The sequence below is a fragment of the Polaromonas sp. UC242_47 genome (assembly GCF_044452385.1).
GTDB lineage: Bacteria > Pseudomonadota > Gammaproteobacteria > Burkholderiales > Burkholderiaceae_C > Polaromonas.
The window spans coordinates 3,739,839-3,753,730 of the sequence record NZ_JBIOAO010000001.1 but is presented as its reverse complement, the minus strand read 5'-3'; the positions used below and the strand labels follow the sequence as shown (position 1 = coordinate 3,753,730).

At 60.3% G+C, this 13,892-nt stretch carries 15 protein-coding genes; 10 read left to right on the top strand and 5 right to left on the bottom strand.

Going from position 1 to position 13,892, the window contains the following annotated elements; genetic code table 11:
• Positions 1–104: 104 nt before the first annotated feature.
• The 7 genes from ACHMXK_RS18180 to rnk all read left to right on the top strand — a co-directional run bounded on the left by ACHMXK_RS18180 (position 105) and on the right by rnk (position 5,266).
• Positions 105–1,043, top strand: coding sequence for a LysR substrate-binding domain-containing protein (locus tag ACHMXK_RS18180; RefSeq protein ID WP_397441920.1), 939 nt, complete (start codon positions 105–107; stop codon positions 1,041–1,043).
• Between the two features lie 330 nt (positions 1,044–1,373).
• Entirely contained in the window at positions 1,374–2,273 is a 900-nt protein-coding gene (locus ACHMXK_RS18175; RefSeq protein ID WP_397441919.1) for a transporter substrate-binding domain-containing protein, read from the top strand.
• Between the two features lie 101 nt (positions 2,274–2,374).
• The gene (locus ACHMXK_RS18170) at positions 2,375–3,118 is read left to right on the top strand and encodes an amino acid ABC transporter permease (RefSeq protein ID WP_397441918.1); all 744 of its coding nucleotides are present in this window, start codon (positions 2,375–2,377) and stop codon (positions 3,116–3,118) included.
• Entirely contained in the window at positions 3,100–3,786 is a 687-nt protein-coding gene (locus tag ACHMXK_RS18165) for an amino acid ABC transporter permease (RefSeq protein ID WP_397441917.1), read from the top strand. Before ACHMXK_RS18170 ends, ACHMXK_RS18165 begins: the two co-directional genes overlap by 19 nt.
• A gap of 28 nt (positions 3,787–3,814) precedes the next feature.
• The gene (locus ACHMXK_RS18160; RefSeq protein ID WP_318408225.1) at positions 3,815–4,552 is read left to right on the top strand and encodes an amino acid ABC transporter ATP-binding protein; all 738 of its coding nucleotides are present in this window, start codon (positions 3,815–3,817) and stop codon (positions 4,550–4,552) included.
• A 44-nt stretch (positions 4,553–4,596) separates the two neighbouring features.
• The gene (locus ACHMXK_RS18155) at positions 4,597–4,731 is read left to right on the top strand and encodes a hypothetical protein (RefSeq protein WP_397441916.1); all 135 of its coding nucleotides are present in this window, start codon (positions 4,597–4,599) and stop codon (positions 4,729–4,731) included.
• A gap of 115 nt (positions 4,732–4,846) precedes the next feature.
• A complete protein-coding gene (rnk, locus tag ACHMXK_RS18150; RefSeq protein ID WP_397441915.1) occupies positions 4,847–5,266 on the top strand; it encodes a nucleoside diphosphate kinase regulator in 420 nt (139 codons plus the stop codon).
• A gap of 74 nt (positions 5,267–5,340) precedes the next feature.
• On the opposite strand, the gene ACHMXK_RS18145 is transcribed toward rnk, so the two are convergent.
• The 3 genes from ACHMXK_RS18145 to ACHMXK_RS18135 are packed head-to-tail and all read right to left on the bottom strand — an operon-like array spanning position 5,341 to position 8,252.
• On the bottom strand, positions 5,341–6,369 hold the full coding sequence (locus ACHMXK_RS18145) for a DctP family TRAP transporter solute-binding subunit (protein WP_397441914.1): 1,029 nt from the start codon (positions 6,367–6,369) through the stop codon (positions 5,341–5,343).
• 60 nt (positions 6,370–6,429) lie between these two features.
• Positions 6,430–7,728, bottom strand: a complete 1,299-nt coding sequence (locus ACHMXK_RS18140; RefSeq protein ID WP_397441913.1) for a TRAP transporter large permease — start codon at positions 7,726–7,728, stop codon at positions 6,430–6,432.
• On the bottom strand, positions 7,725–8,252 hold the full coding sequence (locus tag ACHMXK_RS18135) for a TRAP transporter small permease (protein ID WP_397441912.1): 528 nt from the start codon (positions 8,250–8,252) through the stop codon (positions 7,725–7,727). Before ACHMXK_RS18135 ends, ACHMXK_RS18140 begins: the two co-directional genes overlap by 4 nt.
• A 231-nt stretch (positions 8,253–8,483) precedes the next feature.
• Between ACHMXK_RS18135 and pyrC the strand changes: the two genes are divergently transcribed.
• From pyrC to htpX, 3 genes are all read left to right on the top strand, one after another.
• On the top strand, positions 8,484–9,536 hold the full coding sequence (gene pyrC, locus ACHMXK_RS18130; RefSeq protein WP_397441911.1) for a dihydroorotase: 1,053 nt from the start codon (positions 8,484–8,486) through the stop codon (positions 9,534–9,536).
• A gap of 23 nt (positions 9,537–9,559) precedes the next feature.
• Positions 9,560–10,294 carry a DUF3025 domain-containing protein gene (locus tag ACHMXK_RS18125; RefSeq protein ID WP_397441910.1) on the top strand — a complete coding sequence of 245 codons (735 nt, stop codon included), beginning with the start codon at positions 9,560–9,562 and terminating at the stop codon, positions 10,292–10,294.
• Between the two features lie 113 nt (positions 10,295–10,407).
• On the top strand, positions 10,408–11,292 hold the full coding sequence (gene htpX, locus ACHMXK_RS18120; RefSeq protein ID WP_397441909.1) for a protease HtpX: 885 nt from the start codon (positions 10,408–10,410) through the stop codon (positions 11,290–11,292).
• A 46-nt stretch (positions 11,293–11,338) separates the two neighbouring features.
• Here the strand turns inward: htpX and ACHMXK_RS18115 are convergent, their stop codons facing one another.
• Together ACHMXK_RS18115 and ACHMXK_RS18110 are read right to left on the bottom strand one after the other, a co-directional pair.
• On the bottom strand, positions 11,339–12,031 hold the full coding sequence (locus ACHMXK_RS18115) for a ProQ/FINO family protein (RefSeq protein WP_397441908.1): 693 nt from the start codon (positions 12,029–12,031) through the stop codon (positions 11,339–11,341).
• A gap of 163 nt (positions 12,032–12,194) precedes the next feature.
• Positions 12,195–13,820: an NAD(P)/FAD-dependent oxidoreductase gene (locus ACHMXK_RS18110; RefSeq protein ID WP_397441907.1), complete on the bottom strand. Its 1,626-nt coding sequence runs from the start codon at positions 13,818–13,820 to the stop codon at positions 12,195–12,197.
• Positions 13,821–13,892 lie beyond the last annotated feature (72 nt).

Below are 13,892 nucleotides of genomic sequence, written 5' to 3'. Positions count from 1 at the left end.
TAATCAGCTATATATTTGATAGCTTTCCCCGGTAAGCGCCTGCCGGTACACCCTGCGGGATTCCCGTAGACCCAGGCGCATTTTCAACTCGCATAATTCAAATCATGGAAACCAAATGGCTGGAAGATTTTGTCAGTCTGGCTGAAACCCGCAGTTTCAGCCGGTCGGCGACCCTGCGTCATGTGACGCAACCGGCGTTTTCGCGCCGCATCCAGGCGCTGGAAGCCTGGGCCGGGACCGACCTGGTGGACCGCAGTTCTTACCCCACACGGCTGACACCCGCCGGCGAAACTTTGTATACCCAGTCACTCGAAATGCTGCAAGGTCTTCAGTCGACCCGCGCCATGTTACGTGGCCACAACTCGGCCGGGCATGATGTGATCGAGTTTGCCGTGCCGCACACCCTGGCCTTCACGTTTTTCCCGGCCTGGGTCAGCAGCCTGCGCGAGAAGTTCGGTCCCATCAAAAGCCGGCTGATTGCGCTCAACGTGCATGACGCGGTCTTGCGTCTGGTCGAAGGCAGCTGCGATTTGCTGATCGCCTACCACCACGACTCGCAGCCTTTCCAGCTGGATGCCGACCGTTATGAAATGGTCAGCCTGGGGCAGGAGGTGCTGGCGCCTTTTGTCAAGGCCGATGGCAATGGCGAGCCGATGTTCCGGCTGCCGGGCCGTGCCGGCCAGCCCTTGCCTTACCTGGGTTATGCCCCGGGTGCTTACCTGGGACGGGTGGTGGATCTGATCCTCAAGCAGTCCAGCACCGCCATCCACCTGGACCGGGTGTATGAAACTGACATGGCCGAGGGGCTCAAGGCCATGGCGCTGGAAGGCCATGGCATCGCGTTTTTGCCCTTGAGCGCCGTCAAGAAAGAGATCAAGGCGAAAAAGCTGGTCAGCGCCGGCCCCGGGCTGGAAATGACCATGGACGTGCGGGTCTACCGTGAGCGGCCGACCGGCAAGGAGGCGGCCAAAAGCCCGGCGCAGGCGCTGTGGCACTTCCTGGAAAGCCAGAACCAGCCCAAACCGCCGGCCAAACGCGTCTAGGGGACAACCCTGAGTCGTTATGAATCAAACGCATAATATGGCGCGTGATCAGCATTGGCTTTTGCGTGACTGTAAATTTACAGTCCGGGACATTCCGCGTGGCGGCTTGGCACAAAGACTGCTTAGCTTGAGACAGTTGCCTGTCGGGAAAATCGACATGCACATCATGAGGGACTGTTTTTTTGTTTGATTCGCTGATGGCCAGATGCTGTCAACGGGTCGGCCGCCCTTGTTCTGTTTGAGAGGCTGGGGTAAACCTTGGGGTTAGCCCGGGTAGCCGCTCTTTAGAATGTCGTTCATTCACTATTTCATTTCAACAAAGGAAATCCTATGAAAATCAAACTCGCCGCATTGGCCATTGCTGTTTTGGCCTCCGCCGGTGCATTTGCCCAGGCCCAGGACACCCTTGCCAAGGTCAAGGCCTCCGGCGTCGTGACCATGGGTGTTCGTGATTCTTCGGGAGCCCTGTCTTACACCCTGGGTGACGGCAAATACGCCGGTTACCACGTTGAAATCTGCCAGCGCGTGATTGCCAACCTTGAAAAAGCCGCAGGCCGCAAGCTGGAAATCAAATACCTGCCCGTGACCTCGCAAAATCGCATCCCCCTGGTGCAAAACGGCACCGTGGACATCGAGTGCGGCTCGACCACCAACAACGTGACCCGTCAGAAAGACGTGGCTTTCCTGGTCACCACCTTTGTTGAAGAAGTGCGCATCGCCGTGAAAGCCAACTCCGGCATCACCTCGATTGCCCAGCTCAACGGCAAAAACGTGGCCACCACAACTGGCACCACTTCGGTGCAAACCCTACGTAAAAACGAACGTGCCACCGGCATCGACTTCAAGGAAGTTTTCGGCAAGGACCACTCGGACAGCTTCCTGCTGCTGGAGTCTGGCCGCGCTGATGCGTTTGTGATGGACGGCTCCATCTTGGCCGGCAATATCGCCACCGCCAAAAACCCGGCCGATTACAAAATCGTCGGTGAAGTGTTGAGCGTCGAGCCCATCGCCATCATGATCCACAAGAACGACGCGGCCTTCAAAAAGCTGGGTGACGACACCATCAAGGACATGATCAAGGCCGGCGACATGGCCAAGTTGTGGGACAAGTGGTTCCTGCAGCCTATCCCTCCGAAAAACACCAAGGTGGGTCTGGCACTCAGCGACAGCACCAAGGCTGCCTGGGCCACGCCTAACGACAAGCCGATGGAAGACTACGCCAAGAAATAATCCTGGCAACTGAAGTCAAACAAACCCCGCCCGCGACTGTTCTGGCGGGGTTTGTTGTTTGTTGAGTGGTGGTGTGAAAGAAATTCCTGGCGGGAGTGAGCATGAATTGGGATTGGCAAGTATTTTTAAATGACGATGGCAGCGGCCGGACCTATCTGCAATGGATGTTCGACGCCTGGGGCTGGACCCTGGCGGTTGCCGGCAGTTCGTGGGTGGTGGCCATGCTGGCCGGCGGCCTGATGGGCACCTTGCGGACCTTGCCCAACAGCCCGTGGCTGGTGCGCTTGGCCAATGTCTGGGTCGAGCTTTTTCGCAACGTGCCTTTGCTCGTGCAGATTTTCATCTGGTATTTTGTTGTGCCCAAAATTTTCCCGTCCATGCAGCAGGTGCCGGGGTTTGTGCTGGTTGTGTTTGCCTTGGGTTTTTTCACCTCGGCACGTATCGCCGAGCAGATCCGGGCCGGCATCCAGGCCTTGCCGCGTGGCCAGCGTTATGCCGGCATGGCCATGGGTTTCACCACGGCGCAAACTTACCGTTACGTGATTTTGCCGATGGCGTTTCGCATCATCATCCCGCCGCTGACCAGCGAGTCGATGAACCTGCTTAAAAATTCATCGGTGGCTTTTGCGGTGTCGATCGCCGAGCTGACCATGTTTGCCATGCAGGCCCAGGAAGAAACCTCGCGCGGTATCGAGGTCTACCTGGCCGTGACGGTGTTGTACGCGATATCGGCTTTTGCCGTGAACCGGGTCATGGCTTTTGTCGAGAAGAAGCTCCAGATTCCGGGTTATGTTGTGGCCGGTGCAACCGGTGGGGGGGCACTGATATGTTTGGTCTCGACATGAGTTTCCTGAACTGGGACATCATTTCCAAGTTCGTGATGAAAGGTTTCATCTTCAGCATAGAGCTGACGGTGATCGCCACCATAGGTGGCATTATTCTGGGCACCGTGCTGGCCCTGATGCGTTTGTCCGGTGTCAAGCTGTTGACGATTCCCGCGACGTTTTACGTCAACGGCATGCGTTCTGTGCCGCTGGTCATGGTGATCCTCTGGTTCTACCTGCTGATGCCCAGTGCATTTTTTGCAATGATTCCCGGGGGCGCCAACAACCGCTCGGAGATTTCGGCCATCATCACCTTTATTGCGTTTGAAGCCGCCTATTTCAGCGAGATCATGCGGGCCGGTATCCAGTCCATCTCGCGTGGCCAGGTCAACGCGGGCCGGGCGCTGGGCATGACTTATGCGCAGAACATGCGCCTGATCGTGTTGCCCCAGGCCTTTCGCAACATGGTGCCGATTCTCCTGACACAGACCATCATTCTGTTTCAGGACACCTCGCTGGTGTACGCCATCGGTGCTTATGACCTGCTCAAGGGCCTGACCACCGCCGGCAAAATTTATGGCCGGCCCGAAGAGGCCTACCTGCTGGCCGCCGTGGTTTATTTCGTGATCTGTTTTGGCTTGTCGTACATCGTCAAGCGCCTGCAAAACAAGATTGCCATCATTCGCTAACAAATGCCCAAGCTCTCCGGAGAATAAGATGATTGAACTCAAAGAAGTTTCCAAATGGTACGGTGCTGTGCAGGTGCTCAACAACTGCACAACCAGCATCAAAAAAGGCGAAGTGGTGGTGGTTTGCGGCCCGTCCGGTTCCGGCAAATCGACGCTGATCAAAACCATCAATGCGCTGGAGCCCTTTCAGAAGGGTGAAATTTATGTGGACGGCCAGGCCGTACACGACCCCAAGACCGACCTGCCCAAGCTACGTTCCCGGGTCGGCATGGTGTTCCAGAATTTCGAGCTGTTCCCGCACCTGAACGTGACCGAAAACCTGACATTGGCCCAGGTCAAGGTCCTGGGCCGCAAGCCCGATGAAGCCAAGACACACGGCCTGAAGTACCTGGACCGTGTGGGCCTGATGGCGCACAAGGACAAGTTTCCCGGCCAGCTATCGGGCGGCCAGCAGCAGCGTGTGGCGATTGCCCGAGCCCTCAGCATGGACCCGATCGCCATGTTGTTCGACGAGCCGACTTCGGCGCTGGACCCGGAAATGGTCGGCGAGGTGCTGGACTGCATGATGGGCCTGGCCGTGGAAGGCATGACCATGATGGTGGTCACGCACGAAATGGGTTTTGCCCGCAAGGTCGGCAGCCGCGTGATTTTTATGGATGTGGGCGGCAAGATCCTGGAAGACTGCTCCAAGGACGAGTTTTTCAACCACCCGGAAAACCGCCAGGCCCGTACCAAGGACTTTCTCAACAAAATCCTGCAACATTAAGCGCCAAGGCCTCTCCTTGAGGCCAAATCGTATAATGCTCACTCATGCCTGCCACTTCCTTGATCACCTTGCGCATCACCAAGCGCCTTCTCACAGCCCAGATGGCCGTGCGTGGGCTGGCGGCTGAGCGCGCGGGTTTTCTGGTCCAGTGGCCGCATCAGCCGGTTGCACATTCCTGAGCCCGGCGATTCCCTTTCCCCTCTTGTTTAGCGCTACTTTTGGATCGTCGGGCCCCACCTCAGCGTGGCTTGCCCGGTAAGCCTGTTCCGGGCTATCTTGATCCAGGAGTTTTTCATGTCAGTTTCCACACCCCAGTCGCGCACCGTGACTGAATTGGACCATGTGCGTATTTCCAACCTTTTGCGCCATCCTTCCGGACGGGCATCGGCCGCGGATGCCGCGATCGACGATGTGATCGACGGCGCCGAGCTGGTGTCCTCTTACGACGTACCGCCCCATGTCGTGACCATGTATTCGCAGGTGCTGATTGCTGACACACACACCGGGGAACAGCGCAAGCTGACCTTGTGTTACCCGCATGATGCCGAGCCGGCCACGGGTTTTGTGTCGGTGTTGTCGCCGGTGGGCGCCGCCTTGCTGGGGCTGTCGGTGGGGCAGACGGCGCGCTGGGCCAGCCCGCAGGGCGAGCCGGCGTCGGCTGAAATCATGAGCCTGCTGTTTCAGCCCGAAGAAAGCGGCGACTACCTGCTGTAAATCGCGGCAAGCACTTGAGAGGCGCCCAGAAAAAAGCCCCGAACCCGGGGCTTTTTCATGGGGTTGAGCAACGCTTATTTCTTGCGTGCGGCAATCGACTTCTCAGCCGTGTTGACCAGGTTGGCGCCAATCTGGTTTTTCCATTTGTCGTAAACCGGGCGTGTCATTTTCACAAAGGCTTCGCGCTCTTGTGGGTTCAGCTGGGTGATGGTGACGCCCAGTGCCGAGATTTCCTTGAGCAGGGGGCGGTCGGCTTCCGCCAGGCCTTTGCGGGCAATGGCGATTTCCTGTTTGCCGGCATCGATGGCGGCCTGTTTCACGATGGCACGGTCGGCTTCGGTCCAGGAGGCCCAGATGTCCTTGTTCACAACAAAAATCAGCGGATCGGCGACATAGCCCCACATCGTGATGTGTTTCTGCGCGACCGTGTGCAGCTTGGCGGCGGTGTACAGCGCCATCGGGTTTTCCTGGCCGTCCACCGCGCCAGTGGCCAGCGCGGGTTGTGCGTCGGCCCAGCTCATTTGTGTCGGGTTGGCGCCGAGTGCCGTGAAGGTGTCCAGGAACAGCGGTGAGCCGACAACGCGGATTTTCAAGCCCTTGAGGTCTTCCGGCTTTTTGATGGCCAGCTTGGAGTTGCTGATTTCGCGGTAACCGTTTTCGCCCCAAGCGAGTGGCATGACACCGGCCTTGTCGATGACCTTGAAAATTTCCTTGCCCACGTCACCCTGGGTCAAAGCGTCCATGGCCGCGTAGTCGGGCATCAGGAAAGGCAGCGAAAAAAGATTGAGTTCCTTGACCTGTGGTGACCAGTTGATGGTCGAACCCACGGCCATGTCGATCACGCCCTGGCGGATTGCGCTGAATTCGCGCGTCTGGTCGCCCTGGATCAGCGAGACGCCGGGATAGAGCTTGATGTTGATGCGGCCCTGGGTGCGCTCGCGCACCATGTTGGCCCAGATTTCGCCGCCCTTACCCCAGGGGAAAGCCGGGCCAAGGACCAGCGACATCTTGTATTCGGGCTTGTAGGTCTGCGCGGAGGCGCCAGCCGTGAAGGCCAGCGCCGTGGCGGCCAGTGCAAGGCCGAGGATGGATTTGAATTTCATGGCAACAGTCTCCTTTTTAAAAACTTCAGGGTTCAACTTCAAAGTATTAATGCATCGAGCTCAGTAGCCCAGCTTGCGTGGCAGCCACAAGGCCAGTTCCGGGAAGGCAATCACGGCCACCAGCACCAGGAACATGGCGCCCAGCATCCAGACCACCCAGCGCACGGTTTCTTCCATGCGGACATTGGCAATGCGGCAGGAGACCATGAGGTTGACGGCGAGCGGCGGCGTGAACTGGCCTAACGCCACCTTGAGCGTGAGGATGACGCCAAACCAGACCAGGTCCCAGTGGTAAAACTGGGCAATCGGCAGCAGCAGGGGCACAAAAATCAGGAAGATGGAGATGCCGTCGAGGAACATGCCGACCGTGATCAGCATCAGGATCAGCAGCGACAAAATGCCGTATTCGCCGAGGCCGGAAGAGACGATGGCCCGGGTGATCGGGTCGATCACGCCCAGCGTGTTGAGCGAATAGGCAAAAATGCCCGCCAGCGAAACCACCAGCAGGATCACGGCGGACAACTCGCCCGACTCCCGCAGAATGGGGAAGAGGTCGCGCACTTGAATCGTGCGGTGGATCACCATGCCGACAAACAAACCGTAAAACACGGCCACCACAGCGGCCTCGGTCGGCGTGAACCAGCCGGCCCGCATGCCGCCCAGGATCAGCACCGGCGCGGCCAGACCCCAGATGGCGTCCTTGAAACTGGCCCAGAAGGGCGGGCGCGGCATGCTGGCTTCCAGGGCGCCCATCTTGTGTTTGCGCGAGAGCCAGACGGCCGGCACGATCAGCGCCAGGCCGGCCAGGATGCCGGGAATCATGCCGGCGGCAAACAGGGCGGGTACCGAAGCGCCCGGGACCAGCACCGAATAAATAATAAAGGCCACCGAAGGCGGAATCAGAATGTCGGTCGCCGCCGCCGCACCCACCACGCTGGCGGAAAAAGACGCCGGGTAACCGGCACGGTTCATGGCCGCAATCATCACGCCACCCACGGCCGCGGCGCAGGCCGGGCCTGAGCCCGAGATGCCGCCCAGAAACATGGCCACGGCAATCGCCACCAGCGGCAACATGCCGGGACCACGCCCGACAATCGCCACCGCAAAATTGACCAGCCTGAGCGCGACACCGGAGCGGTCAAAAATCGAGCCGACCAGCACAAACATGGGAATGGCGAGCAAGGGGTACTTGCCCAGGCCGGCGTAGAAATTTTGCGGCACGGCGAGCAAGCCCATCCACTGGGCATCGGCATTGGCCAGTGCAATCGCCACCGCGCCGGCCAGCCCCAGGGCCGCGCCAATCGGCACGCCCACCAGCATCATGGCGATAAACCCCAGGAAAAGCAGCGTGGCGATCATGCGGACCGTCCGCGGCGGATAAAGAGACCCACCGCACGCAAGGCGATGCCGAAGGACAGAATCGGCAGCCAGATCGAATACCACCACTGCGGAACCCCAATGCCCGGCGAGGTTTCGTCAAAGCGGTAGTCGTCCCACACCAGGCGAATGCTCAACACGCCGATCAGCGTAAACAGCAGGGCCACCAGGACGGCGCCAAAACGCGCCAGCGTCTTGCGCCTGGCCATGGAGCCGCTGTCTGAAAAATACTCGATGCGGATATGCCGGTCGCGCGCGACGGCGGCCGAGCTGCCCACCAGGGCCAGCACAATCATCAAAAACACCGAAAATTCTTCGGTCCAGGCAAAGGACTGGCTGGTGAAATAACGGGCAATCACGTTGGCGAAGGTGATCAGCGCCAGCGCTCCCATCACCAGCACGGTCAGCCAGTCTTCAATCTTGAGCGGTACCTTGACGGGTTCATCGGCCTCGGGGGGCACAGGCGTGGCTTCTGGCGCGTGACCAGCATCGGACAGGGAAGGCATGGGGAATGAAGCTTCTAGTAGTTGGAGTAGCCGCGATTATCGATAGCCGCCCGGATGTTTCTCCGGAGTTGCGCGGAAACTGCGGTAGCCGCCTGCGGGGCCGACGGTGATTCTATAGGCGGGTGAGCGCTGGCGGCATCCGGACTTTCCTTATGTGTACTTACGAAATCTCCCGGCCGCCGGTGCCTGCCGCTGGCGCGCCCAGCCGCCACCAGTGCGACAATTGAGCCCATGACTTCAGCCTCCACCCTCACCATTACCCGCCCTGACGACTGGCATTTGCACGTGCGTGATGGCGAAGCGCTCAACACCGTGGTGCCGCATACGGCCGCGCAGTTTGGCCGCGCCATCATCATGCCCAACCTCAGGCCGCCTGTGACCACCGCCGCCCAGGCCGTCGCCTACCGTGAACGCATCCAGGCCGCCGTGCCACCGGGGGTGGCCTTCGAGCCGCTGATGACCTTGTACCTGACCGACAACCTGCCGCCCGACGAGATTCAGCGGGCCAAGGACGCCGGGGTGGTCGCGCTCAAGCTTTACCCGGCGGGCGCCACCACCAACAGCGATGCCGGCGTGACCGACTTGCGCAAAACCTACAAAACACTGGAAGCCATGCAACGCGCAGGGCTGCTGCTGCTGGTGCACGGCGAGGTGACCTCGCCCGAGATCGACCTGTTTGACCGTGAGGCGGTGTTTATAGACACCCAGCTGATTCCGCTGCGCCGCGATTTCCCCGAGCTCAAAATCGTGTTTGAACACATCACGACCCAGGACGCCGCCCATTACGTGCGGGATGCCGACCAGTTCACGGGGGCCACCATCACGGCCCACCATCTGCTGTACAACCGCAACGCCATTTTTACCGGCGGCATCCGCCCGCATTATTACTGTCTGCCGGTGCTCAAGCGCGAAACCCATCGTGTTGCCCTGGTCGAGGCGGCCACCGGTGGCAATCCCCGTTTCTTCCTGGGCACCGACAGCGCGCCACACCCGGCACATCTGAAAGAACATGCCACCGGTTGCGCCGGTTGTTACACCGCCCATGCGGCCATGGAGTTGTACGCCGAGGCCTTTGATGCGGCCGGCGCGCTGGACCAGCTCGAAGCTTTTGCCAGTTTTAACGGCGCTGATTTCTACAACTTGCCGCGCAATCAGGGCACGATCACGCTGACCAAGGAAAGCTGGATGCCGCCCGAGAGTTTTGCGTTTGGTGAAGCCGAACTCAAACCGCTGCGTTCGGGTGAGTCGCTGGCCTGGAGGCTGAGCGCCACCGGCAAGGCTTGATGCCCTTGTGCGATGGGGGCGTCATGCAGGCCATAAACTGGCAGCGGCCCTGGCTGCAGGGCTGGCAAGAAACGGGCGAGCGAGTCGCCCGGCGCGCAGCGGCCGGCATGCCGCTGGCGCAGGCGCTGAATGCCGAAGCGGGCGCGCCAGTCCGGTTTGTGCCGCAGGACGAATTGCCTGCCGAGTTGGCTTATGAAGACTATATTTTTCGCAGCCGGCAATGTCCGACACGCGACAACCTGCATGATTTTTTCAACGGTTTGTGCTGGCTGCGTTTTCCGCAGACCAAACAAAGGTTGAACCAGTTGCAGGCCGCGCAAATCGAGGCGCAGGGGATTTTGCCCACACGGGGCCCGGTGCGCGATGCTCTGACTTTGTTTGACGAAAACGCCGCTTTGTTGAGCGCGCCGCAGCCGCTGTGGGACGCGCTGCTGGCCAAGGACTGGCCCACGCTGTTCATTAAACTGCGGCCGCTCTGGGCCCAGGCCCGCCTGTATCTGTTTGGCCATGCGCTGCTGGAAAAGCTGGTCGAACCACGAAAACCGATCACAGCCCATGTGTATCGGGCGCCAGCGGCTATTAATTCAGTAGCGGATCTTGACGCCTGGGTGGCGCAGGACCTGAGCGCGGAAAAACTCGCGAGCAAGCCGTTTGCGCCTTTGCCGGTGCTGGGTGTGCCGGGCTGGTGGCCGGATAACGAGAACTTTTCCTTTTATGATGACTCCTTTGTATTCCGGCCGCAGAGGCCGCTGTCGTAATAACCCAGAACAACAGAAAACATCGGCTGCCTGTCTGCGCAACTTGATATGGGCCTGGCTGCCCTCATGTTTTGCGCAAGGCTGACTTTAATCACCGATCCCACGGAGAACCCATGAAACGTATATGTTTATTTGTGATGACCAACCTCGCGGTGGTGGTGGTGCTAGGCATCGTCGCCAACCTGCTGGGCGTCAACCGCTTCCTCACGGCCAACGGGCTGAACCTGAGCGCCTTGCTCGGTTTTGCGCTGGTCATGGGTTTTGGCGGCGCCATCATTTCGCTTTTGATCAGCAAGCCAGTGGCCAAGTGGAGCGCCGGCGTGCGCATCATCAACAATCCGCAAAACGCTGACGAAGCCTGGATTGTCGAGACCGTTCGCAAACTGGCTGACAAAGCGCAAATCGGCATGCCCGAGGTCGGCATCTTCGAAGGCGCACCGAATGCCTTCGCCACCGGTGCGTTCAAGAATTCGTCGCTGGTCGCTGTTTCCACCGGTTTGCTGCAAGGCATGACGCGGGAAGAAATCGAGGCGGTGATTGGCCATGAGATCGCCCACGTGGCCAATGGCGACATGGTGACCATGGCCTTGATCCAGGGCGTGATGAACACCTTTGTGGTCTTCCTCAGCCGCGTGATCGGTTATGCGGTGGACAGCTTTTTGCGCAAGGGCGACAACAACAACTCCGGCCCGGGCATTGGGTATTACGTCAGCACCATCGTGCTGGACATCGTGCTCGGTTTTGCTGCGGCGATTGTGGTCGCCTGGTTCTCACGGCACCGCGAGTTCCGTGCCGATGCCGGTGCGGCGCAACTGCTGGGTCGCAAACAGCCCATGATCAACGCGCTGGCCCGTCTGGGCGGCATGGTGCCCGGCGAGTTGCCCAAGGCGGTAGCAGCCATGGGTATCACCGGCAACATCGGCAAGTGGTTTGCCACCCACCCGCCGATTGAAGAACGTATTGCCGCGTTGCAAAACGCGCAACCCGGCCAGGTTTAAAAGCTGACCGTGATTGAAAAAGCCGCTGCAGACCGCAGCGGCTTTTTTATGCCGCGCTGGTAGTGTTGGCGGCTTGTTCCTGGCGCACGCGCGCCAGGGTGGCGCTGACTTCGGCCGGGTCCATGCCGTACATGTCGGCAAATTCGGCTTCCGTGCGGCCGCTGGCGTCGAAGGCGCGCAGCAGGGCTTCACGTTTGGCCGCCTGCACGCCCAGTTCGGCCAGGGCGTCGTCAAGCAAGGCATTGGTGGCTTCGTCCTGCACCCGCACCAGCAGGACGTAATCCTCGCGCGATAGGCCTGAGGCTTCCACGGCCTGCATCAGGCGCTCGCGCAAGCGGGGACGCAGGTCCTCGCGCGAGCGGGCCTGGCGGCGCCGAAACAGCTCCAGGATCGCATGGTGCACATGCTCAGGCGCCACCGGCTCCACCGGGTTGCCATCAAGGTCGTGGCGCGCATGGCCGGCGGCCACACTTTCCAGGTAGGGCGTGGAGCGCGCATGTTGGCCCATGGCCAGCTTGAGCTCGTCCTTTTTGAACTCCTCGGGATGGCGGGCCAGCAAGTCCTGGAACACGCCGAGTTTGAGCGGCAGGAATTGTGCGCCAAACAGCTTGGGGTAAAACTCGAACAGGCGCTCCAGCACCGGGTTGACCGGGCGTGCCTTCTGCTGTGTCGGGGCGGGCCGGCGCCGGCGGTCGGGACGGCGCGTGTTGTTGGGCGTGGCGGAAGGGGTGTCGGTCATGTCGTCGCTTCAGATCATGGGTGGTTGGGCTGCGGCCGGAGGGGTCCGGGTCGCAAGGGGCAAATGCCTGGCAGCACGCCAAACTGGAAAAAAAGCCTGGCCGGATGTTAGCGCGGCCCGAAAGGTGTGAAGAGATTGTCGGTCATGCGGGCCCCCTGACGATTCAGGCTGCGCCCGTGATGCTGCGCGCGACAGCCTCGGCCACCTCGATGCCGTCCACGCCAGCCGACAAAATGCCGCCCGCGTAGCTGGCGCCTTCGCCGGCCGGGTACAAGCCCTTGACGTTGAGGCTCTGGAAGTTGTCGCCGCGTGTCATTTTGAGCGGGGACGAGGTGCGTGTTTCCACACCGGTCAGGACCGCGTCGTGCATGTCGAAACCACGTATTTTTTTGCCAAAGGCCGGAATTGCTTCGCGCATTGCCGTGATCGCATACTCCGGCAGGGCGCTGGCCAGGTCGGTCAGGCGCACGCCGGGTTTGTAGGAGGGTTCCACACTGCCGAGTTGCGTCGAGGCTTGGCCCGCCACAAAGTCGCCGACCAGTTGCCCGGGGGCTTCGTAGTTGCTGCCGCCCAGGGTGAAGGCGTGGGATTCGAGCTGGCGCTGAAATTCAATCCCTGCGAGCGGCCCGCCAGGGTAATCGGCCGGTGAAATGCCGACAACAATGCCGGCGTTGGCATTGCGTTCGTTGCGCGAGTACTGGCTCATGCCGTTGGTCACGACGCGGTTGACTTCCGACGTGGCAGCCACCACCGTGCCGCCCGGGCACATGCAAAAACTGTAGACCGAGCGGCCATTGCTCGCGTGGTGCACCAGCTTGTAATCGGCCGCGCCCAGCAGCTGGTGGCCGGCGTGTTGGCCCAGCCGCGCGCGGTCAATCAGGCCTTGCGGGTGTTCAATGCGGAAACCCACCGAGAAGGGTTTGGCTTCCATGTAGACGCCGCGTTCGTGCAACATGCTGACGGTGTCGCGCGAACTGTGGCCCAGCGCCAGCACCACGTGGTCGGCGCGCAACTCGTAATTGGTTCCATCGTTCAGGTTTTGCACGGTGAGGCCGCGCATCTGCCCATCTTCGATCAACACGTCACTCACGCGTTGCTCAAACCGCACCTCGCCGCCCAGCGCGATGATTTGTTCGCGCATGTGTTCCACCACCTTGACCAGTTTGAAGGTGCCGATATGCGGTTTGCTGACCAGCAAAATTTCGGGTGGTGCGCCAGCCTTGACGAACTCGGTCATGACCTTGCGGCCCAGATGGCGCGGGTCCTTGATCTGGCTGTAAAGCTTGCCGTCGGAAAAGGTGCCGGCGCCGCCTTCACCAAACTGCACATTGGATTCGGGGTTCAAAATCTTTTTGCGCCACAAGCCCCAGGTGTCCTTGGTGCGTTCGCGGACCTTTTTGCCGCGCTCCAGGACGATGGGTTTAAACCCCATTTGTGCCAGCAACAGGGCCGCAAAAATTCCGCAGGGGCCAAAACCAACCACCACGGGCCGCACGGCAGGCGTGGCATCGGCATGGGTCACCGGGTAGTAGTTCTGGTCCGGCGAGGGCCGGATGTGCGGGTTGGCTTCGAACTGCTGGAGCAGACGCGCTTCCAGTTCGGGGGAGGACAACTGCACGTCAACGATGTAGACCAGCAGCAGTTTCTGCTTGCGTGCGTCGTAGCTGCGTTTGTAAATGCTGTGGCCGAGGAGGTCGCCGGGGGCAATGCCCAGTGTTTTGGCGATCAGCAGGGGGAGGGCGTCATCCGCGTGGTCGAGCGGGAGCTTGAGTTCATTCAGGCGAATCATGGGGTCGGGGTCTTTCGTGGATCTGTTTTTCGGATCTGGGCCTATTTTAAGCGGTCGGCGCTTATCCTTTGG